This window comes from Thiocystis violascens DSM 198, from assembly GCF_000227745.2.
Taxonomy (GTDB): Bacteria; Pseudomonadota; Gammaproteobacteria; order Chromatiales; family Chromatiaceae; genus Chromatium; species Chromatium violascens.
In genome coordinates this window covers 23645-45904 of the sequence record NC_018012.1, presented here as the reverse complement: position 1 = coordinate 45904, position 22260 = coordinate 23645, and the positions used below count along the sequence as shown (strand labels likewise).

The window sequence follows — 22260 nt, the reverse complement described above, 5'->3', positions numbered from 1 at the left end:
TTTAAGCATGGAGCATCGGGTGTCAACAGGGGCGTTTCTCCGCTGTCGTTCGCTTTCGGCTCGGCCGTCTCCATAGCTACGCGATTATCGAGACACCATGTCCGCATCGTTTCTCGGATCGCTGCATTGGGCGGGGGTTGAACACCGACGTTGTGCCCTGAGGTGGGCGATCATGGATTTGGATGATTTTCGAGATTCTCGCCCTCAATTAGGCTGCACCCAGTAAAAAGCCGAGGTTCCACCCGCGGCCATCCCTTTCATTCATCCAACGACTCACCACAATGCCGCGCCGTATTCTCCCGTTCATCATCCTGCTCGCCGGTCTTGGCGGCTTTTTCGCCCTCAAGGAAACCCGCCCAACCCCCAACCCCGTGGTGCCGACGGAGCGCATCTGGCGGGTCGCGGTCACTGCGGCCACGCCGGCGGATCACCGCCCTATCCTCTCGCTGTTCGGTCGCGTGGAGGCGCCGGATCGGGTGCGCGCCGCCGCCCCGGTGGCGGGACGGCTGCTGGAGGTGCGCGTGCGCGACGGTGAGTTGGTCGAAGCCGGGGCGGTGCTGGCGCGGCTCGATCCGCGCGATCTTGAGCCGCGCCGGCTCAAGGCGCGCGCCGAGGTCGAAAAGGAACGCCTGCGTCTGACCCACGACACCGAGGCGCTGGAACAGGAACGCGAGCTGCTGCGGCTGGCCGATGCCGCGGTCACGCGCGCCGATACGGTGCAGTCCAAAAAGCTGGGCTCCATCTCCAGCGTCGACGAGGCGCGCGAACAACTCGCGCGGGCACGGCTCGCGGTGACATTGCGCGAGCAGTCGATCGCCGAACACCCGTCCCGGCTCGCGTCGCTGAAGGCGACGCTGGCCGAGGCCGAACGCGATGCCGCGCGCGGCGAGATCCTGGCCCCCTTCGCGGCACGCATCGGCGCGGTCGAGGCGGCGGCCGGCGATCAGCTTCAGGCCAATCAGACCATTCTCACGATCGTCCCGCTCGACGGACTCTATCTGCGCGCCAAGATCCCAGGCGCCTATGGCGAGGAACTGCGCCGGGCGCTGAACGCCGGCGAACGCCTGACCGCCCGCGGCCAGCATGCCGGTAAAGACCTGACGGCGGTGCTGGAGCGACTCGCCGGCGAGGCCGACGCGCGCGGGGTCGACGCCCTGCTGCGGCTCGACGCCGGCGCCGACCTCCCGCTGGGCGCCTTCGTCAATCTACGTCTGGAACGCCCGCCGGCGCCCGATACCGTCGCCCTGCCCTTCTCGGCGCTGCATGGCGGCGACCGTATCTTCGCGGTGGACGACGGCCGGCTGCGCGGGATCGCGGTCGAGCGGATTGGCGAATTCGGCGGCGACACGACCGAGGCGGGACAGGTGCTGGTCCGCGCGCCCGAGCTGACGCCGGGGACGCCGGTGATGGTCACGCATCTCCCCAATGCGCTCGACAGCCTCAAGGTGGAGACCATCCAGTGAACGACGGCTTGATCGCGGTCTTCGCCCGTCACCGACTGCTCGCCAACCTATTGATGGTCATGATCTTCATCCTGGGCGGGATCAGTCTGACCCGGATGAACATCCAGTTTTTTCCGACCTTCGCGCTGGACATCATCTCGGTACGGGTGGTCTGGAGCGGGGCGGCGGCGGAGGACGTGGAAAACGGCATCCTGATCCCGCTGGAAGAACGGCTGAAAACCATCGACGGGCTGAAAAAAATCACCTCGACCGCCGCCCAGGGCATCGCCAGTCTGTCGCTGGAGTTGCAGGAGGACACCGATCCGCTGCTCGCGCTGGACCAGACGCGCCAGCGCGTGTCCGAGTTCCGCAACCTGCCCCAGGACGCCGAAACCCCGCAGATCAGTTGGGTCTCGCGCTACGATTCGGTGGCGCGACTGTTGGTCTCGGGTCCCAGTCTCGCCGATCTGCGCCCCTGGGTGCGTCAGTTCGAGCGCGAACTCCTGGCGCGCGGGATCGACCGGATCGACATCAGCGGACTGCCCGAGGAACGCATCGCCATCGAGGTGTCGGGGCGGACCCTGGAAAGCCTGGAACTCTCGCTGGATGGCATCGGCGAACAGGTCTCCCGACTCGCCCGCGACCTCCCCTCCGGCCTCGCCGGCGACGCCGACGGCGCGCGCGAACTGCGCAGTCTGGAGCAGCGCCGCGATCCGGTGGACTTCGAGGATCTGGCGATCGTCAGCGACGAGCGCGGCCTGGTGCGCCTGGGCGACGTGGCGACCATCGTGCGCGAGGCGCGTCCCGCCAGTCTGCAACTGACCGAGATCGCCCTGGACGACACCTCGGAAACGAACCGCGACAACGCCCCCGCCACGGTGGAGATCCTGGTCCAGCGCGCCGAGAACGGCAACTCGCTGACTGCCGCGCGGATCTTCGAGGAATGGCTCGCGGACACCCGCCCCACGCTCCCGCCCGCGCTCGAACTCACCATCTTCGACGCCCAATGGGAACCGATCCGGGACCGCATCGACCTGCTGATCCGCAACGGTCTCCAGGGCTTCACCCTGGTGCTGCTGCTGCTCTTTCTCTTTCTGCCCGGACGGGTGGCCTTCTGGGTCGCGATGGGCATCCCGACCGCCTATCTGGCCGCGCTGACCCTGCTCTGGGCCTTTGGCGGCACCATCAACATGATCAGTCTGTTCGGACTGCTGCTGACGCTCGGCATCATCGACGACGACGCCATCGTGATCGGCGAGCATGCCGAGGCGCGGTTTCGCGCCGGTCTGGCGCCCGCCGATGCCGCGATCGCTGGCGCGCGACGCATGTTCTGGCCGGTGGTCGCCTCGGCCCTGACCACGGTGGCCGCCTTCCTGCCGCTGATGGTGGTCGGCGGCATCATGGGCAACATCCTGGGCGACATTCCTTTCGTCGCCATGATGGTCCTGCTCGCCTCGCTGCTGGAGGTCTTCCTGATCATGCCGGCCCACCTACGCGCTGCCTTCGCTCATCACGCCGAGGCGACGATTCCGCGCTGGCGCCAGCGGGTGAATGCCGGCTTCGATCATTTTCGCGATGGTCTCTACCGACCGCTGGTGACCGCGGCGGTGCGCTGGCGCGGCGTCACCGTCAGCGCGGTGGCGGTGCTGATGCTGCTAGCGGTCGGGCTGCTCGCTGGCGGGCGCATCCAGTTCGTCTTCTTCCCGACCCCCGAATCGCAGATCGTCTTCGCCAATGCGACCTTCGTCGCCGGCACCCCGCGCGAGCAGAGCGCGGCCTTCCTCGGCGAAATGGAACGGGCATTGCGCGAGACTGAACAAACGCTCGGCGGCAACCTGGTCGAGGCGGCGGTCGCCCGTCTGGGCAGCACGGTCGCGGTGGAGGCCGGCGCCGGGGCCAAGGGCGATCAACTGGCCGCGATCCTGCTGCAACTCGTGCCCTCCGAGCGGCGCGAGGTCCGCAACGAGACCTTTCTCGCCGCCTGGCGCAAGGCGATCCGGATGCCGGCCGGGCTGGAAAACCTGGTCATCTCCTCGAACCGCGCCGGACCGCCGGGACGCGATCTCACGGTGCGGCTGACCGGCGACGACGCTACCCGTCTCAAGGCCGCGGCGCTGGAACTGGCGCAGAGTCTGGAGAGCGTCCCCGGCGTCTCGGACATGCTCGACGACATGCCCTTCGGACGCGAGCAGTTGATCTACCGCCTGACCCCGGCGGGACAGGCGCTCGGTCTGACCACCGAGCTGCTGGGACGGCAACTGCGCGCCGCCTTCGACGGGCATCTGGCGCAACTGGTCCAGGTCGGACAGGACGAGTTGGAGGTCCGCGTCCTGCTCCCGCGCGCCGAGCGCACCCGGCTCGACGCGCTGGAACAACTGCTGATCCGTGCCCCGGACGGCGCCTTCGTCCCGCTCGCCACGGTCGCCCGTTGGGAGTCCCGGCGTGGGTTCGAGACGCTGCGTCACGCCGGCGGACGTTTGGCAGTCGAGGTCTCGGCGGACATCAACCGCGCCCTGAGCACCCCAGATAATGTGCGCGAGGCGCTGGAGCGCGAACTGCTGCCCAAGCTCGCCGATGAATACGGGATCGAATACAGCTTCGAGGGCCGCGCCGCCGATCAGCGCGAGACCCTGGGCGACATGCGTCTCGGGCTGATGCTGGGACTGGGGCTGATCTATCTGATCCTGGCCGCGGTCTTTTCGAGCTGGGGCTGGCCGTTGGTGGTCATGACCGCGATCCCGTTGGGTCTGGTCGGGGCGATTACCGGACACTGGCTGCTCGGGCTGGATCTGACCCTGCTGTCGCTGTTCGGTCTGTTCGGGCTGTCCGGCATCGTGGTCAATAACGCCATCATCCTGGTCAGCATGTATCACGAACTGCGCGAGACCGGGATGGAGGTCGACGAGGCGCTGGTCGAGGCCGCTACCTCGCGCCTGCGGGCGATGCTGCTGACCTCGGCGACCACCGTGGTCGGTCTGGGACCGCTGATCTTCGAGACCAGTCTACAGGCGCAATTTTTGATTCCGATGGCGGTCTCGCTCGCCTTTGGCGTCAGCTTTTCCACCATCCTGGTGCTGATCTTTACGCCGGCCCTGCTGTCATTGCACGAGAGCCTGCATCGGCGGATGGGGCGGTTGTGGGACTGGATGCTCGATCGGCCCGCGGCGGCAGCGCTTCCCGCGCGGAGCGAAGCGCGCTCCGAGGCGCCAGCACCGGGCTCCTGACCGATCTGGCCTTGCGTTGGCGCGGGCGCGGGGTGGCGGCATGAGCCTGGAAGCGCATGGGCTGCGACTGATCACGCATCAGCCCGAGATCGTCGCTGGACTCCTCGAGCAGCATGCCGAGCGCCAGCTGATCGAATTTTTCCAGGCCAGCGAATATGCGACTAACGAGAAAAGAGCGCTTCACCGTCAACCCGAAGCGATGGCTTCCGCCATCCAGTCTTCCAGTTGCCTGATCGGCATGGGCCGGGCGAACAAATACCCCTGAGCCTCCTGACAGCCCATCGTCAGCAGGCAACGGCGCTGCGCCTCGGTTTCCACCCCTTCGGCGATCATGATGAGGTTGCACTGATGCCCCAGGGCGACAATGAGCTGCGCGATACCGCTCTCGGGATTCGATGGCTCCAGTTCGTGCACAAAGGCGCGGTCGATCTTCAGGCGGTCGACCTTAAGCTGCCTGAGCACGCTCAACGAAGAATAGCCGGTGCCAAAATCGTCGATGGCGATCGCGACGCCAAGACGCCGAATCTCGGCCAATTTGGCGGTGATCGCGTCGATTTGCTCCATGGCGATCGACTCGGTCAATTCCAGCTCGACCTGCGCGGCGGCAACCTGGCAGTCGGCGAGCACGCGCTCCAGCATGGGGACAAAGCCCGGTTCGCGAAACTGCGCGTGCGAGACATTGATCGCCATCCGAAATCCCGCATGTCCCAGTTCGGTCAGGCGGCGAAGCTGCTGACAGGCGGTCCGGAGCACCCATTCGCCGAGCGGCACGATCAGGCCTGACTGTTCGGCGAGCGGGATGAATTGGTCCGGGGGAATCCACTGTCCCTCGTCGGTTTCCCAGCGCAGCAGCGCCTCGGCGCCGACCGGCCTGCCGCTGGCCAGATCGATCTGGGGCTGGAAAGCGAGCGAGAGCCGCTCGGCGGAGAAGGCGGCGCGCAAGTCGGTCAGCATCCGCATCCGCTCGCGCGCTGCGTGGCCGAGGGCATCCGAAAAATAGCTCGCCTTGCCGCGACCGAACCGCTTGCCCTGCTTGAGCGCGATGCTGGCGTCCTTGAGCAGTTCACCGCCCCGAGCCGGGTTTCCGTTCAACCGGATCAGGCTGCTGGTGGCCGAAATGCGGATCGTCTCGCCTTGCACCGTCAGGGGGCCGGCAAACACCTGCTGAAGACGGTCCGGATTGAGATCGTCCCGCGGTCCGAGCAGACCAAAGGCATCGCCGGCGACCCGGGCCAGAATGACGCGCGGTCCAAAGGTTTGCCCCAGCCGGTCGGCCACCGCCTGGAGCACCAGATCGCCAAAACGATGGTCGAGCGCGAGGGCGATCTCGGCGAAATCGTCGAGATCCAGCAGCGCCAGCGTCATGTCCGGATCGGTGCACTTTTCCTCAAGGAGTTGAATGAACCGGTTGCGGTTGGGCAGACGCAATAATTGGTCGTGATAGGCGAGATCGAAAAGCTGGCTGTGCAGCAGAACGTTCTCGAAGCCGACCGAGACGTTGGCGCAGAACACTTCTAGCAGATGGCGATCCATCGGGCAGGGTTCGCGCGCAATCTTGAGATAGGCCGCCATGTCCCGCGTCTCGCTGACATTGAAATACAGACAAATGCCGTGCGTGAAAAGGTGCCGCTTTTCCAACAGGCACTGTTGCAGGGCGTCGCGGACCGGCGCTTCGGGCAATCCCCGCAGGGGACGATGGATCGTCTCCCGATAACGCCCGGCGGCAGCGATGACCAGCGGCTCCCCCCCGTCGGTGAGCGCACCGGCGGACGAGGCGCAGATCAGACCCTCCGGGGCGATATTGAGCAGGGCGCAGACTTGAGTGACCACCCCTTCGGCAAACTGTTGAAGGGCGCGAAGACGGTTCAGGCCGGTGCTGGCCGCGACGATGAGTTCCAGACCGCGCCGGCTCAGCTCGATCTGGCGGATCTGCCAATAGGAGCGGATCGCCACGGTCAGGCTAGTAAAGAGGCGGACCCGCGTCAGCTCGGATTTGGTGCGGTAATCGTTGATGTCATAGGCGCGAATGGTCTCGATCTCCGGCGCATAACCGGGTTGTCCCGTGCGCAGGATGATGCGGACGGACTGGTTGTGGAGTTCGTCGCGAATCCGCCGGACGAGTTGCAGTCCGGCGTCCTCGGACTCCATGACCACGTCCAGCAGAATGACCGCCAGCGCCTGGTCGCGCGCGAGGATGGCGTAGGCTTCCCGCGCGGAGTAGGCATGGAGAAAGGCCAGCGGACGGCCCTCGATCGTCAGGTCGCGCAAGGTCAGCAGGGTCGCCTCATGGACATCGGCCTCGTCGTCGACGATCAGGATGCGCCAGGGCTCGACCGATGCGGCAGGTGCCCGGTCCGAAGGGTCATCGATGAACTGGACGATATCGTCGTCATCCAGGGAAGGAACATCGCTCATGCGCTTATCCTATGCGACGGATCGTGAAAGGCCGGTCCGGTCGCGCGGCGGGGTTCGCGCCCCGCTCCGCTCGCGGTGGCAGCTCCCACCATAGCGAGTGGCGCGATCGAGGGCAATTCGATGTCGAACGCGGTGCCCTGGCCAGGGACGCTCTGGACCGTGATCGTGCCGCCGAGCAGCCCCGTCACCAGATTGTAGACGATATGCAGTCCCAGTCCGCTGCCGCCCTGACCCAGCCGGGTGGTGAAAAAGGGATCGAAAATCCGGCCCAGATTGGCCGGGTCGATCCCGCAGCCGTCGTCGCTGATCCGGATGCCGACGTGACCGGGAGCGGCAGGGCGGCTTTCGATACGAATCTGGCCCGCCGCGCGTCCCTCGAAGGCATGCAGCAGCGCGTTCTGGATCAGATTCATCAGAACCTGGCCAAGCGGCCCGGGGAAGCTGTCCAGCCACAGATCCGGCGCGACGCTCACGTCCAGGGTTGCGGGCGAATGCCGCAGGCGCGGATGAAGGGTGAGGGCGATCTCCCGCGTCACCTCCTCCAACGCGAAGTTGCGACGCTGATAACTTGCCTGGTCGACGGCCACCTGCTTGAAACTGCCGATCAGCTCCGCCGCGCGTTGAAGACTGCGCAGCAGAATCTCGCTGTTGTCGCGCACGGCGTCGACAAAGCGTTGCAGGGCGGCACGGCTCAGCCCCGCCGCCATCTGCTCCCTAAAGTTGAACTCCTGGTCGGCCAGGGTGCTGGCCAGCATGACGGCGTTGCCGATCGGCGTATTCAATTCATGCGCAATGCCGGCCACCAGATCGCCCAGCGCCGCCAGCTTTTCCGACTGTACCAGATCGGTCTGCGCGCGTTCCAGTTGCGCCAGGGTCTCGCGTAGATCGTGCGTGCGTTCGGCCACGCGCTGTTCCAGTCCGTAATTCTGCGTGGCGATGTGCGCACGCGCCAGCCCGAGTTCCCGGTTGAGCTTCGCCAGCCGCCGATTCCAGACCAGTACCGCCCACAGCATGGCCCCGGCAATGCCGACGACCCCGGCGACGATTTTCCACATCAGGACATAATCGAACACCTTCTCGTAGTGGGTCGAGAGCCAGCGATTGACGATTTCCTGACGCTGCTCTTGGGGGAAGGCATTGATCGCGGACTGAAAAATCTCCTGTAGTAACGGCTCGTCGCCGCGGGTGGCGATGGACAGATTCCAGGAGAGATTCTGACTATCCTCCAGTTGTCCGGCGATTTTCATGTCGAAGAGCGCCTGAGTCTGAATGCGATAGGCAATCGTCGGCAGCGCGTCGATAAATCCGAACACCCTGCCCTCCTGAACCTGCCTGAATCCGTCCTCGGTATTGGCGACTTCCCGCAGACGGATACCGGGATAGCGCGCCTGTAAGGCGTCGATCAGGGCATAGCCCCGGACGATGCCGAAGGTTTCGCCCAGGACGGACTCGAAATCGTTGATGAACACCTGCTGGGTCTGGGTCGCGATCACGGAGCGGAACGAGAGATAGGGCGTCGTAAAGTCCAGGAAGGTTTGACGTGAGGGTGTCGAGATCGCCCCGGACAAGAGATCGCAGCGTCGCTCCTTGGCATAGGCGAGGGATTCCTCCCAGTTCGCGGTTGGCGTCAGCACGATGTTCGTTTCAAGCATCTCGGCGAGACGGGCGAACACATCGGCGATGATGCCTTCGTGGACGCCATCCTCGGTGATGCGTTCCGCAGGCATCCAGGCGGGATCGACGCACATTCTGAGCGAACCCTTGCGACGGAGATAGTCGCGCTGCTCGGGGGAAAGAGTGAGGCGGGCCGCCTGGCCGCCCGTCTCGCCAAACCACTTGTCCTGCAAGATCCGCAGTTCGCCCGGCGGCAGCGACGCCAGCGCCTTGTCGATGATCGTCTGAAACGTCGGCCAGTCCTTGCGGGTCGCGATATGGAGCGCGGCGTACTCCTCGCCCCTGTCTTCCCGGTTCCACACCCCCTGAACTTTCAGGTTGACGTAGCCCGAGCGGGCAATGTGATAGTTCAGGACGTTGGCAAAGTCAGTGGTAAAGTCGGCCCGCCCCTGGTTCACCGCATCGATCGCCTCCCCGATGTTGTCCGTCTCGATGATCCTGAATTTGTCGCCGAAGCGTCGTTTCAGCAGTTCGGTCTGCTCCCATCCTTTGGGAGAGGCCGCCACGGAACCGAACAGATCGGCAATGGAATGGACCGCCGGGCGATCCTTGCGGGTCAGAAACTGATTGGCGACCTGGATGATCGGCGGCGAGAAACTCCCACAGTCCAGCACCTCTCGTGGCTTATCGGAGGGATGCAGCAGGTCGATCCTGCGGGCACAAAACCAATCGACCAGTTCGTCCCAGTTCGCGCCCTGCACGAACTCGAGGGTCACGCCGATCCGCGCCGCCAGCAGGTTCATCAGGTCGACCGAATAGCCCCGCGGCATTCCGTTCTCGAAAAAATCGTAGGGCGGCCAGTCGAGTTGATTGCTGACACGCACCACCGGATGGGCCTGGAGAAAGGCGCGCTCGGCCTCGGTCAGCGCGAGCGTCGCGGCGGATTTGGCGTCGCCATCGGTTCCCGTGGGCTCGAAGATCATGCCCTCCAGCCGGTCGAGAGAGGTGGCTTCTCCCGCCTGGACCATGGTTTCCCCGATCCGCCGCAGTTTGTTCGGATCGATGCTGCCCACCGGATAGACCTTCGGCAGCATGACTCTGGCGGTTTCCCGCGCCTCGAATTCCAGCGCGGCGCGGGTTTTCCCTCGCGAGTCATATTGACGCAAAATGAGATCGATGATGTCCTCGGGATGCGCCAGGGCATAGACCCAGCCACGGTCGCTGGCCTGCCTGAAGGCCCGGACAATCTCGGGGTTGGCGCTGGCATAGGACTCGCTCGTCAAGAGATTGATGTCATCGGCCTCGCCACCGTAATGGCTCGGATCGATGATGTTGTAGGGCACCCCCGCCTGCTGAAGCTCAAAGAGATCGTTGGTCAGGAAAACCGACATCGCATCGACCTTGCCGGCAATGAAATCCTGCGTATCAAAGCTGTGCGGGACGATCTTCAGGTCCGTCCCGGTCAGTCCGAATTGTCGAAACATGGTCGAAAAACTAACGCTATCGAGCTCCCTGGTCTCGACCATGAAACCTTTACCCTTCAAATCGCTCGGGATCCGAATCTCGGGTTTGGCGACGATGGCCAGCGGCGAACGCTTGAAATAGTTGGATAGCAGCAGCACCGGGGCGCCCTGTAACCGGCGGCTGACAAGGTCGGATCCAGTGACCCCAAAGGTTTTTTTGCCGTCGATCACCTCCTGCGTCGGATCAATGCCCGCCTCGTACTCGAAAAATTCGACATCCAGTCCGGCCTCTGCGTAGTAACCCTGCTCCTTCGCTGCGTAAAAACCGGCAAACTCGAATTGATGCATCCATGAAAGTTGCAGGGAGACCTTCCGAAGAGGCGCGTTAACCGCTCCCGCCGCGGACACGGCAAGCAGAAGCGAGAACAGCAGAAACGACTGGATGCGAATCACGCGGGGGGCTCTGATCGGTTCGCCGTTCGAGGAGCCCGCGTCAGGGCTCGACGGTTGACCGTTAAAGACGGCTGACCGTTAAAAAAGAAACGTTCGACCGACGGTGAACAAGAGCACGGTATCGCCAGCCGCGTCGCTCAACGTCGTGCCGCTCACGCCAAGCGCGACATCGAAACCGGCGTAGGTGGTTCGATTCATGACCTGCCAGTGAAGATAGTGATCCCGATCCCCATCCCAGGCGAAGCGATCGGCATCGAGACTGGTCGACCGGTCAAGCTGTGTCGCAATGGTCCAGCGGTCGTTGATTGTGAAATCCTTTTGCAGCATGACCACGACGTGCCCGACATCCAGACCGGAATAATCGTGGCTATACCAGGTATTCAGGTTGAAACCGGCGATGCCCAGTTTGAGATAGACCTCGGAATAATTGGTCTCCGAGCTGTCGCTGCCGCCATGATAGGTATAGAGGGCAACACCAGTATCGATCGAATAGCCGGGGCGATATTCGACGGTATACCCGAGGTAGACGTCCACTTCCGCAGTGGTGTCATCGCCAAAATCGACATTCGAGGCCCAGGTGCCCGCGTAGATTCCCGCTGCTCCGGACCAGTCCAAACTCGCCTGCGCCGCCGGTTGATGATCGGTTTGCGTCACGCCATTGAAAAGATAATCGCTCGCGCCGGTGAAGGTCGCGGACCAGTCCGCCTGAGCCGTATTCGTCAAGCCGGCGACGGCCAACGCGAGCAGGGTTTTCGTCTTCATGCATTCATGCCTTGAGCAGATTGAGCTGATCGTCGAGCGTCTGGATGGCGCCATGAGTTGCCTGGGCCGCCGCCTCGGAAACCTGCGCCAGATGCGCCAAATCCCGAGCGGCATCGCCGATGGCGGTGATGCTGCGATTGATATGCTCGCTGACCTGACTCTGTTCCTCGGCGGCGGTGGCCACCTGCAGGGCATGGCTGTCAATCCGCTTGACATCCAGGACGGCGCGATCAAGCAGTTCCGCGCTACGATGCGTGAAAGTCAGGGTCTGCTCCATCTCGCCACGGCTGCTGTCGAGCAGTTGCTCCGCCTGTTTCACGTCGCCCTGAAGTCCCTTGATCAGTTCGTCCACATCCTTGGTCGAGTCCTGGGTGCGTGTGGCCAGGTGACGGACTTCCTCGGCGACCACGGCGAAACCCCGCCCCTGTTCGCCCGCCCGCGCGGCCTCGATCGCCGCGTTGAGCGCCAGCAGATTGGTGCGTCCGGCGATTTCGCGGATCGTCTCCAGTATCCCATCGATCGCCCGGCTGCGCTCGGCGACCTGACGCATCTGGCTGGACGCTTCATCGACCGAGCGCGAGAGCAGTCCCACCTTGTCCTTGGTGCCGTTGAGCGCCTGCTGGGTCTGGTCGATGTGCTCCGCCGCCTCGCGCGACGCCTCCGCCGTCTGGTGGGCGAGATTCGCCACTTCATTGGCAGTGCTCGACATCTGGGTCATGGCGGTCGCGACGCTATCGATCTGCGTATTCTGGGTCGCGGTGGCCTGCCCGACTTGGCAGGCATAGTCGCCTAAGTCGGCAGAATGCCCGGACAGGGTCCGACTTTGCTCCTTCATGACCAAGATCATCTGGCGCAGTTTGTCGACGAAGCGATTGATGCTCTTGCTCAGATCGATCAGTTCGACGTGATGATGCACCATGACCTTGGCGGTCAGATCGCCTTCCGACGAGGCCAAGGTTCGCATACCTTGGGCAAGCTGCCCCAGCGGTTGCGTGATGGTCCGCATCAGGATCACCATGACTAAGAGCCCAAGCACGGTCATGACCGCGGCCCCCGCCGCCAGCTTGGCGGTCGCCGCGCGGGCATCGGCCTGCAGTTCGTTCTCCAGGGCATTGGCGGCGGCGAGAACCTCCGCTTGCGGAACCGCGATCGAGAGGGTCCAGGTCGCGTTTGCAATCGCAATCGGTAGGCTATGCAGCCAGCGGTCGCCGCTGGTGCTGTAGCCGGTTGTCGCACTGGCGGTCGCTAGGTCCGGAGCGACATCCTTCAGGCGCTTACCGATCTGATCGGGAAAATGCGACGAGGCGGCAATCAGCCCCCCGTGACTAACCAGGGTCAGATCGCCCTTGCCGTGAAACAGCCGTTGGGAAATGGTCTTGGTGGCGGACTGGAGGGCCGAAAGGTTGATGTCCATGCCGACGACGCCGATGAATTGCCCCGCGACGACGAGCGGCAGGGTTAGGCTCGTCATCAACTCCTCGTATCCTTCTCTGATTTCGTAGAGGTAGGGATCCGTGATACAGATCTGTTGACGTTCCTTCGGGCAGAGATACCACTCGGCCTCGCGCTGGCCGTAGTCGTTGAGCGTTTCCTTATACTTCTCGCTCGGATCCAGGGTCTCATGAAAGACGAGCGCGTCGCCTTCGCGCACGAAATAGATCTCGATGGTGCCGGTCGGGGAGCTATGGGACAGATTGCCGGCATGCTCGCTGTCCCTGCCGTCATACCCATTCGGTTCGAATTGCGCGTAGACGGAACTAATGAACGGGTTGCTTTGTAACGTATTGAGGACCAGCCGTTTGAGCTGTTCCCGCTCGTAGGGCGGCGTCTCGCTGCTCGCGGTGACGGCCGAACTCGTGATCTGCCGTTGCAGGACCGAGGCGCTCGCCAGAGTCACGGCCAGCAGCCGGCGGATTTCCTGGCTGGTGCCAAGCGCCGTCTCGCTCATGATCTCGGCGGCCTGTTGCGAGAGGTTGGCGGTCATGGAAGCGCTGGCAGTCTGGATCGAGTCGCGGAAGATCAGGGTGGCCGCCGCGATGATCATGCCCGCCGTGAGCACCAGGATGGTCCCGGTGACCAGCAGCAGTTTCAGACGCAGACTGAGGGTTCGCATGTCGGAGTAATCTCGTGGAGGAAGCTCCAGCACGGAACGTCAGCGTGCTGGAGGATCGGTCGCTTGTGTCCGATCAAGCGGCCTTGCCTAAACGGGATTCCGTGAGCATATCAGCGGATGATGAAGGAGACGTTAATGCGCGGTACCGCAGAGCGATGTCCCCGTAGACGTCAGAATCATGCTCCATGCGGCATCTTAATTTGCCTGCGTAACCAATTTCTGAGCGGTAAACAACATGATGAAACCACAACCAAGAACCGACCTCGTCACCGGTCAACTCGGGCTTGGGCAAGGCGACGGCGCCCGTGCTAGCCAGCGCGGGATGGCGCGTCGGACTGGTCGCGCGCGACCGCGCGTGCGGGGAGTCGGCGCTCGCCGAGATCCAGTTTGCGGGAGATCGGCGAGACGCTGACTTTTCAATTCGATGGAGACGATTATCCTCTTGCGTCAGGGCTATGCGGAAACGGACATCTGGCTCGTCTGATTGGTCTGATCCGTCGATCCATAGCTCTGCATCAACTGCATGATCGTCCGCATCACGGCGGTGCTGTTTGTTGCGCCGTCATCGGTAGCCTCCGAGGAGGATGCCTGCGACTGGCTGTAGGCGAGGAACTCCTCCATGCTGACCGTTCCATCCTCGTCGGTATCGGCCGCGGCGATGATCTGGCTCGCATCGGATTCGCTCTCCTCCGAGGGCGGCGGCCCACCCATGCCTCCCGGACCGCCTGGCCCACCCGGACCTCCCGGCCCAGCCGGTCCCCCCGTCATACCTTGGGCGTTTGCCGTGGCCGCGTCCTCGCTGGATTGTTCCAGCGTCATCGCTTCCTGAAACGTCACGCGCCCATCGTCATCGGCGTCCGCCGTCTCGAACTGGCTCAGAACATTGGTCAAGAGTTCGGCGCGCGCCGTCTCCTCATCAGTCAATGAATCCGCTTCATTGAGTGTGGCCAGTTGGCTCGTCAACTCTTCCTCGGTGAACCCGATATCGTTTTCACTGCCACCCGGTCCACCGCCCATGCCTTGAGCGAAACCGATGCTGTCGGCGAGTGTCTGGAGGGTATTTGTTAGCTCGGACTCCGTGACCTCGCCATCCTCGTCCGCATCGATTGCCGAGAAGACCTCGTCGGTGCTTGCAACCGAGGAATCCCCATTCGCCGAAGACATCTTCTCGATGGCCGCCTGAAGCTCCGACGCGGCGAGCGTCCCATTGCCGTCGGAATCCAGGTCGGAAAGCAGGTTTTTCGCCATGGTGGCGGGATCGGGTGGCCGCACGTTGCTCCTGGCCCCTGCCCCGTATGTCATCGACGAAAGACTACCGATCCCGCTGATCGCGCTCATGTCACACTCCTCATGGATGAAACGACCACAACCGCCCGTCTTCCGGGCGGTCTGCTGCTGAGTCAAAGTATCGGCTTTTCTCGGACAAGATGGGCACTCGCCAAGGTAAAAGTGGGTAAAGATTCAAGTGCGTCGATGCCATCGGCGGACAGTTCACGTCAATCGAGCAGATCGCATGAATCTATCCGAGGATCTCCGGCTGCGGTTGCAGCGGCAGGCGGATCTCGACACGGAGTCCGCCATCCTCGGGCAGCGAGGCCAGGATCGTCCCCTGATGGGATTGAATGGCGCGACGCGCGATGGCCAATCCCAGACCGAAACCCTCCGTGGCCGCATTCCGATGTCCCCGGTGAAAGGGTTGGAAGATCGTTTCCAGTTCGCGCGGCAAGACCCCAGGTCCATGATCGCGGACGCTGACGCAGACGTGACCGGAGTCCGCGCCATCCAGCGCGACCTCCACCGTCGAACCCGGACAGGTATATTTCACGGCGTTGCGCAGAACATTCTCGAAAGCGCGATGCAATGGCTCCGCCCGCCCCAGGACAAACCGCTCGCCACTGCCTGAAAAATGCAGATCCCGTCCATTGGAACGCGCCTCGAAGCGGGCGTCCTCGGCGATGTCCGCGAGCAGTTCGACCAGATCGAGCGACCTCGCGGGCGTCTCGTCACGCCCGGACTCCAGTCGCGCAAGGGTCAGGAGTTCGCCGACTAGGGTCGCCAGCCGCGTGGACTCGCATTCGATGCGGTCGAACGTCATCTCGATCTGACGGGGATCCTGACGGGCCAGTCCGATCGCGGCCTGGAGACGGGCCAGCGGCGAACGTAACTCATGCGAGACATCGTGAAGGAGTTGGCGCTGCGACTCCACAAGGCGTTGCAATTCCAGCGCCATACGGTCGAAGTCGCGGCCCAGGTCGGCGATTTCGTCGCGGCGGCGACCCATCCGCGACTGGATTCGCGTCTCCAGTCGACCCTCGGCCACCGCACCCAGCGCCCAACGCAGATTGCGAACCGGCTTGGCGAAATACCAGGCCAGCAGGGCGCTGGCCGCCAGACAACCGAGCAGGATGGCGAGCATCGGCAGATAGGGCGGCGGTGGTGGCGGTCCTGGGGGCGACGGAGGTGCAAAACCTGGAGCCCAGGGCGGCGAGCCGGGAGAATCTGCTCCCCATGGAAAATCCATCGCGTCATTGTCCGCTTGCCAGACATGCGACATGGCGTGTGGCGGCGGTGGACGCGGTTCCCAGGAATCCTCGAATACGCCAATGGTCAGAAACAGCGCCAGCGCGGCAAGTCCCTGAGCCAGAAGGAAGGCGAGAAAGAATTTCCAGAACAGACGGCCCACGCCGGATTATTCCCTGACCAACTGATAGCCCATGCCGCGAACGCTCTGAATCCAGGAGCGACCGCTCGGCAGGGCGCCGAGCTTCTGGCGAATACTGCTCAGATGAACGTCGATGCTGCGGTCATAACGCGCCAGGGGGCGACCCAGCCCCTGTTCCGACAGGATCTCCTTGCCGACGATGTGGCCGGCATGACGCGCCAGTACTTCCAGCAGATTGAATTCGGTGCTGGTGAGTTCAAGCGGCTGTCCCTGCCATTCGGCGCGACGACGTTCCGGCCACAGGGTCAGAGGACCGGCGCTCAGGGTCGCGCGCACCGTATCGACCTGGCCAGCCGTGGAAACACGTCGCAGGATGGATCGCAACCGAGCCACCAGCTCACGGGGCGTACAGGGCTTTGGAACATAGTCGTCAGCCCCCAGCTCCAGTCCCACGACGCGATCCAGATCATCGCCACGACCGGTCAGCATCAGCACCGGGATCTGACTCGTTTGACGGATTCGGCGCAACGCCTCAAGCCCGTCGAGCAGGGGCAACATGACATCCAGGACGACGATGGCATAGTCGCCATCCAGCGCCCGCGACACGCCGGCCTCGCCATCCTGGACGGCATCGACCTGAAACCCCTCCCCTTCGAGGTATTTCTTCAGCAGCGCGCTCAGACCCAGATCGTCGTCGACCAGCAGAACCTTGTGCATCGAACTCAATCCGTCGGACGACGCAAGGCGTCCAGACGCTCGCGGATCGGATCGATGACGGGGGCGAGCTTGCGGCGCATGAGACTGCCCAGCGTGGTGGAGTCGGACAGAATGGGCCGGATCAGGCCATAGCCCACGCCGGAGAGAAACCGCATGGCCGCGATCTCGGGGGCCAGGGCCGGTATCCGCCGCAGAATCCCGGCGACCCGTGCGTCCGGGGCGTCCGCATCGACGAATTGTCCGGCGTCCGCGAGCAGGGCGTCGAGCGCGAGATCGGGATCGCCCCCCGGGCGCAACGGGGCGAAATACGCGCGCAGACAGGCGAAGGCGGCGAGCACGATCTCCTGACTGGGCGGCTTGGCGAGCACGTCCCCGACTGTCTTGAGAAACGCCTGACCCTGCCCCGAACACGCGCGCTGGAGCAAAGCCGCGACGGTATCGTGTTGCTCCACCAAGTCACGGACAGTCTCCGCCAACGCGCGCGCGGGCGGCGGTTCCGGGAGATCGTCCGGCAATGCCTGGAGAAACCCGACCAGATAGGCATGCTTGCGAGCGGACTTGCGCCAGAGATCGCCCCGCCGTTCCGCGTCGAGCAGACCCGGCTGCAGCATCAGCCGAACCGATTCGACGATCGCCTCGCTTTCGGTCTCGAACGGCAGGTATTCCATCAGATAATCGGCAAGCACCCGACCCATGGCGCTGCGGACGATGGCTGGATTGGCGAGCATGCGGCGGGCATTGCCGGCGTCCTCCATCGCCCACCAGGCGCGTCGCGCCAATTCCTCGCTGAGTCCAGGCGCGCAGACGGCGGCGACCACCGCCTCGGGCTCGCCGAGCAGCAGCAGTTGCGCGAGGCTGTCGTCACGCATCTGGCCCATTCGGGTCCAGCGTCGCAGATAAATGGGATAGCCGCCGGGCGAGCCCAGGACATGCCCGGAAAGCAACTCCCGCACCCGGCGCAGATACGGCTCCGGGCGGGTATTGGGATTGAGCCGAATGGTCGCTTCGCCCTGGGGACCAAGCCCCTGGACAAGCATCCGGCACTCGTCGATGCGGATCGCCTGGGGTTGGTTGGCGAGCAGGACGTTGAGCCGGAGGCGATCCTCGGGAGTGAGATCCATCGGATCAGGACGCCCGGGCGAACCGCCTGGCGGTGGTTGAAGAACGCATCGCTAGTCCTCGATCGGCGGCTTGAAGTTCGGGTCTTTCGGATTGAGAAAGATGAAATGAAACTGGCCCGGTTCGATCTCGACATAATCCATGGTCGCCTGATCCAGCAAGGGAACCTGTTCGAGGGTCATGACAACATCGACGCCCGCGCAGTTCATCCGAATGTCGTCCTCGGTGAGTTCGTCGAACCCCATGCGATAATCGATCCCGCCATCCGGCTGCCGGACGGCGGCCAGTCGCAGCGACAAACCCTCGGCGCCACCCTGACTCGCCGCCTTGAGAACCTGTTCGGCGGCTGCTGCTGTGAGTTTGAACATCTCAGACCTTTACCTGTTGGCTATTCGCGTCGAAACTCTCGTCAGTTTAAACCTTCTGATGCGAGTTTTGGACCGCGCCGCTTGTGCGGCATGCCCTCGATCAACGTCCACGAAAGAAAAAGGGAGAACATCCGCCGCCTCGGAGCGCGAAACCGTTCGTGGTTCGAGTGCCTCACCACGAACGGTTTCTTAGGTGATCTCCTGACAACAACCTACCCACGGAGAGACTGTCAATCTTGAAAAATCCTGTGAATCCTGTCCATTGAAAGCGTTGATTCCGGTAGAAACTTTCCCGGAAATCGCCTTATCTCTTTTCATCGAACGCCGGCGCCTGCTTGGGAAGATCCCGCGCCAGCGTCGCCACCTCCCGGCTGAAATCGGCCAGCGTCGCGCTCAGGGCGGCAATCAGTGCGTTTTCGTCTTTTGGCGCGGCCAGCGGACGCTGGTAGCGGCTCTCGCGCACGGCCAGCACCCGATCGAGATTGGGGTCGAGGACGACCCAGCGCACCTTGAGCAAAGCCTGAGCGTCGGCGGTTCCCTGGAAGGCCAGAACCTCGGCGGCGATCCTGACATCGAGCGGATAGCGCACCTCGCTCGGCAAGATCAGAATGCGGCTGGTACCGAGCAAACGTGCCAGGTTTTCGCTCCAGACCCGCATGAAATCATCCTGCAGCGTCCCGCCCCAACGATGGAACTCGTCGACCGCGAGACGATTTCCACCCGTCTGGGTCACGATCTGCGGCCGATCCAGAAAGACCGGAAAGGACACCGGACCCAATCCGATCGCCAGTTCGCTGTCCGCAGGGGTCGGCGGTCCGTCCATGGCCGATAAGACGGACAGGAGATAGAAACTGGACGGCGGCGTACTCGCGCACCCGCCAAGATTCAGCACCGCCAGAACGACCAGGGTTCGCCACGGCAACCTCGGACTCATCGGCCCTTCCCCTTGAGCAGCGCCTCGGGATGACGTTCCAGATAATCGGCCATCAACCGAACCGAGCGCGCCGCCGTGGAGACTTCCTGAAACATGCGGCGCATCTCGATCGAGACGGCCGAATTCTCCGAAATCGTCGCGCTCGTCGCCTTGAGCGTGGCGGCGGTTTGTTGGAGCGTCAAGGCCAGTTCCGGCGCGATCCGGTCGTTGAGTTGCTCGGCGGTCGCGCGCGCGCCGACCAGCGCGCCTTCGAGTTCGACCAGCGTCCGCTTGAGTTCGGGCGAGTTGATCAGAGCGTTGGCGCCCGCCACCGTCTGACTCAGTTCCTCGCCGATCCGGTCGAGCGGGAGGCGCTCGAGCTTGTCCAGAATGTTGGCGAGCTGGGTCGTCAGCGCCTCCAACTGTGCCGGGAGCGTCGGGATCACCCCGTAGTCGCCATGGCGCGCGACCCGCGCGGGCTTGGCCTCGGGATAGACATCGAGATCGACATACAGCTCTCCGGTCAACAGGCTGCTGGATTTGAGCTGCCCCCGCAACCCGGTCTCGACCAACCGTTCCACCATCCGCTGCCCCTCAAGTTTGCCGGAATCGCCCAGGATCGCGATGCGGTCGGGTTCGATCTCGATCAGCACCGGGAGACGGAATTGCGCATCCTCGACGCTGAACTGAAGCTGGACATCCAGCACCCTGCCCAGATCGATGCCCTTCAGCAGCACCGGCGCGCCGATGGCGAGCCCGCGTACCGAGCCATCGAAAAAGAGCAGATACCGCTCCTTGCGCGCATAGGTCTTGGCGTAGGCCTCCGCGCGACTCGAATACAGCATGAAATGCCCCGCGTCTTCGCCGGGCGCCAGCGCCTGATCGCTGGCCCCGAGCGGAGTCGCGGCGATGGTCTCGGGGGTATCGAAGGAGACGCCGCCAATCAGCACCGACAGGAGCGAGAGCGTATCGACCTTGACTCCGGCGGAACTCAGCGAGAAATCGATCCCGCTCGCGTTCCAGAACCGGGTTCGGGGGGACACCAGCGCATCGTGCGGCGAGGAGACGAACACCTCGATGCTGACCGCCTGGCCATCCGCATCCAGCGCATAGCCGGCCACCTGCCCCACCTGGATCTGACGATAATAGACCGGCGAGCCGATGTTGAGCGATCCCAGGGTCGGCGCGCGCAGCACGAAACGCCGGCCCGGCTCCGAGGTCGTGAACAGCGGCGGTTCTTCGAGTCCTGTGAAATCCCGTCTCGGCCGTCCGTCGGTGACCGGATCCAGAGCAATAAAGGCGCCGGACAACAGGGTCTCCAAGCCCGAAATTCCGCTCGCCGAGACGCGCGGACGCTCGACCCAGAAACGGGTTTTCTCGGTCAGAAAATCCGCGAAGACATGCTTGAGTTCGGCGGTGACGATCACGGTCTTGAGATCCGCGCTGACATCGACGGCAGTCACCTGCCCCACCTCCACATCCTTGAATTTGACCTTGGTTTGCCCCGCGGCAAGCCCCGAGGCGGTCTTGAATTCGATGTGGATGGTCGGCCCCTGTTCCGCGAGGGTCTTGACGGCCAGCCAGACGCCGATCGCCAGCGCCAGCAGCGGAATCAGCCAGACCAGCGAAACCCCGCCGCGCCGGACGAGTGCCTCGGGGAGCGGCTCGGAGGGCGCGTCAAGGGACGCCGGTGGCGAGGCGGTGCGATCGCTCGGGGTTTCTGACATGCGGCTCCCGCTCCAGGACATCCCAGATCAGTCTGGGATCGAAGGACATGGACGCGAGCATGGTGACGACCACGACCGCGCAAAAGAAGATGGCGCCCGCCTCCGCCTGAACGCTCGCCAGATGTCCCAGCCGCACCAGCGCCACCAGGATGGTGACCACGAAGATATCCACCATGGACCAGCGCCCGATCAGCTCCAGGACACGATAAAGCCGGGTGCGCTCGCGCGGACGCCAGTGCGAGCGCCAGTGCACCGACAGCAGCAGAAAGACCAGGATCAACAGTTTCAGGAGCGGCACGACCACGCTGGCGATGAAGACGACGAGCGCCAGTGGCCACAGGCCATAGTCCAGCAGAAAGAGTACGCCGCTGAAAATGGTATCCGATTGAACGTAACCGAGCGAGGTCATCGTCATGATCGGCAGCAGATTCGCCGGGAGATAGAACGCAATCGCCGCCGCCACCAGCGCCCAAGTGCGCTGAAGAGTGTGCGGCTTGCGCCGGTGCAGCACGTCCGCGCAACGCGGACACCGCGGGAGGCGGTTCAGCGCGAGGCCGAAGGAGCGATGATCCCGCACGGCATCCGAGCGGTGCATCACCAATTCGCAGACATCGCAGACGAGATGATCGTCGCCGGGTCGCACCGGTCGCGAAGGGTCGATCTTCAAAGGCACCCGCGACCACACCAGATCCGGATCCAGGGCCGCCTGCGCCGCCGCCAGAATCAGAATCAGCGCGCCAAAGGCAAAGAGCGAGGCACCCGGAACGATGGTTGCCATCTCCGACAGCTTCACCACCGAGACCAGAATCCCGAGCATGAAGACATCCATCATGCCCCAGGGCGCCAGGGTTCGTACCCAGCGATAGAGACGCGGCAGCCAGGGCGGCATGTGCCCCAGCGCAAGCGGAATCAGCACCGCCAGCAGTAGCACCAACTGCAACCCTGGCGCCAGGGCGCTGGTAAAGAGCACCACGGCGGCGATGAACCAGTTACCGCCCTGGTAGAGATCCATCACGCCCGTCAGGAGGGTCGTCTGGGTCGACTGTCCCTGCATCTCGAACGACAGGAACGGGAACGCATTGGCGACGATGAAGAGTACGAACCCGGCAATCGTCAGCGCTAGGGTGCGATTCAGACTATCCGGTCGGTCACGATGCAGGACGCAGCCGCAGCGGGCGCACTCCGAGACACCTCCGGGCGGCAAGGCCGGATTGCGTTGAAGCAGGCCGCATTCGAGACATTCGGTCAGGGTGTCCTGGGTCATCCGA

The 22260-nt window shown here is 63.8% G+C and carries 14 protein-coding genes; 2 read left to right on the top strand and 12 right to left on the bottom strand.

Features of this window, described 5'->3' with window-relative positions:
• The first annotated feature begins 281 nt into the window (after positions 1-281).
• On the top strand, positions 282-1463 hold the full coding sequence (locus tag THIVI_RS00220) for an efflux RND transporter periplasmic adaptor subunit (protein WP_014776642.1): 1182 nt from the start codon (positions 282-284) through the stop codon (positions 1461-1463).
• Complete coding sequence (locus THIVI_RS00215; RefSeq protein ID WP_014776641.1) at positions 1460-4666, top strand: efflux RND transporter permease subunit; 3207 nt, start codon at positions 1460-1462, stop codon at positions 4664-4666. Before THIVI_RS00220 ends, THIVI_RS00215 begins: the two co-directional genes overlap by 4 nt.
• Before the next feature lie 186 nt (positions 4667-4852).
• Here THIVI_RS00215 and THIVI_RS00210 read toward each other — a convergent pair whose 3' ends face one another.
• The 12 genes from THIVI_RS00210 to THIVI_RS00155 form a co-directional block, all read right to left on the bottom strand.
• The gene (locus tag THIVI_RS00210) at positions 4853-7081 is read right to left on the bottom strand and encodes a putative bifunctional diguanylate cyclase/phosphodiesterase (protein WP_014776639.1); all 2229 of its coding nucleotides are present in this window, start codon (positions 7079-7081) and stop codon (positions 4853-4855) included.
• On the bottom strand, positions 7078-10611 hold the full coding sequence (locus THIVI_RS00205) for an ABC transporter substrate-binding protein (protein WP_014776638.1): 3534 nt from the start codon (positions 10609-10611) through the stop codon (positions 7078-7080). Before THIVI_RS00205 ends, THIVI_RS00210 begins: the two co-directional genes overlap by 4 nt.
• Before the next feature lie 78 nt (positions 10612-10689).
• On the bottom strand, positions 10690-11373 hold the full coding sequence (locus THIVI_RS00200; protein ID WP_014776637.1) for a TorF family putative porin: 684 nt from the start codon (positions 11371-11373) through the stop codon (positions 10690-10692).
• A gap of 4 nt (positions 11374-11377) precedes the next feature.
• Positions 11378-13486 (bottom strand): methyl-accepting chemotaxis protein, encoded by a 2109-nt coding sequence (locus THIVI_RS00195; RefSeq protein WP_014776636.1) that lies wholly within the window; start codon positions 13484-13486, stop codon positions 11378-11380.
• A gap of 453 nt (positions 13487-13939) precedes the next feature.
• Positions 13940-14734: an EF-hand domain-containing protein gene (locus THIVI_RS22385; protein WP_052314916.1), complete on the bottom strand. Its 795-nt coding sequence runs from the start codon at positions 14732-14734 to the stop codon at positions 13940-13942.
• 271 nt (positions 14735-15005) lie between these two features.
• Positions 15006-16169 (bottom strand): ATP-binding protein, encoded by a 1164-nt coding sequence (locus tag THIVI_RS00185; RefSeq protein ID WP_014776634.1) that lies wholly within the window; start codon positions 16167-16169, stop codon positions 15006-15008.
• Positions 16170-16175: 6 nt separating this feature from the next.
• A complete protein-coding gene (locus tag THIVI_RS00180; RefSeq protein WP_014776633.1) occupies positions 16176-16865 on the bottom strand; it encodes a response regulator transcription factor in 690 nt (229 codons plus the stop codon).
• A gap of 5 nt (positions 16866-16870) precedes the next feature.
• Positions 16871-17986: a hypothetical protein gene (locus tag THIVI_RS00175; protein ID WP_014776632.1), complete on the bottom strand. Its 1116-nt coding sequence runs from the start codon at positions 17984-17986 to the stop codon at positions 16871-16873.
• A gap of 51 nt (positions 17987-18037) precedes the next feature.
• Positions 18038-18352: a HesB/IscA family protein gene (locus tag THIVI_RS00170; RefSeq protein ID WP_014776631.1), complete on the bottom strand. Its 315-nt coding sequence runs from the start codon at positions 18350-18352 to the stop codon at positions 18038-18040.
• Between the two features lie 304 nt (positions 18353-18656).
• Positions 18657-19286: a PqiC family protein gene (locus THIVI_RS00165; protein WP_014776630.1), complete on the bottom strand. Its 630-nt coding sequence runs from the start codon at positions 19284-19286 to the stop codon at positions 18657-18659.
• Complete coding sequence (locus THIVI_RS00160; protein WP_014776629.1) at positions 19283-20992, bottom strand: PqiB family protein; 1710 nt, start codon at positions 20990-20992, stop codon at positions 19283-19285. The genes THIVI_RS00165 and THIVI_RS00160 overlap by 4 nt, the downstream gene beginning before the upstream one ends.
• On the bottom strand, positions 20943-22256 hold the full coding sequence (locus THIVI_RS00155) for a paraquat-inducible protein A (protein WP_014776628.1): 1314 nt from the start codon (positions 22254-22256) through the stop codon (positions 20943-20945). The genes THIVI_RS00160 and THIVI_RS00155 overlap by 50 nt, the downstream gene beginning before the upstream one ends.
• Positions 22257-22260 lie beyond the last annotated feature (4 nt).

Excerpts from the sequence above, each read along its gene's own strand:
- THIVI_RS00220 (WP_014776642.1), top strand. The coding sequence starts at position 282 with ATGCCGCGCCGTATTCTCCCGTTCATCATCCTGCTCGCCGGTCTTGGC.
- THIVI_RS00210 (WP_014776639.1), bottom strand. The coding sequence starts at position 7,081 with ATGAGCGATGTTCCTTCCCTGGATGACGACGATATCGTCCAGTTCATC.
- THIVI_RS00200 (WP_014776637.1), bottom strand. The coding sequence starts at position 11,373 with ATGAAGACGAAAACCCTGCTCGCGTTGGCCGTCGCCGGCTTGACGAAT.
- THIVI_RS00195 (WP_014776636.1), bottom strand. The coding sequence starts at position 13,486 with ATGCGAACCCTCAGTCTGCGTCTGAAACTGCTGCTGGTCACCGGGACC.
- THIVI_RS22385 (WP_052314916.1), bottom strand. The coding sequence starts at position 14,734 with ATGGCGAAAAACCTGCTTTCCGACCTGGATTCCGACGGCAATGGGACG.
- THIVI_RS00180 (WP_014776633.1), bottom strand. The coding sequence starts at position 16,865 with ATGCACAAGGTTCTGCTGGTCGACGACGATCTGGGTCTGAGCGCGCTG.
- THIVI_RS00175 (WP_014776632.1), bottom strand. The coding sequence starts at position 17,986 with ATGGATCTCACTCCCGAGGATCGCCTCCGGCTCAACGTCCTGCTCGCC.
- THIVI_RS00170 (WP_014776631.1), bottom strand. The coding sequence starts at position 18,352 with ATGTTCAAACTCACAGCAGCAGCCGCCGAACAGGTTCTCAAGGCGGCG.
- THIVI_RS00165 (WP_014776630.1), bottom strand. The coding sequence starts at position 19,286 with ATGAGTCCGAGGTTGCCGTGGCGAACCCTGGTCGTTCTGGCGGTGCTG.
- THIVI_RS00160 (WP_014776629.1), bottom strand. The coding sequence starts at position 20,992 with ATGTCAGAAACCCCGAGCGATCGCACCGCCTCGCCACCGGCGTCCCTT.
- THIVI_RS00155 (WP_014776628.1), bottom strand. The coding sequence starts at position 22,256 with ATGACCCAGGACACCCTGACCGAATGTCTCGAATGCGGCCTGCTTCAA.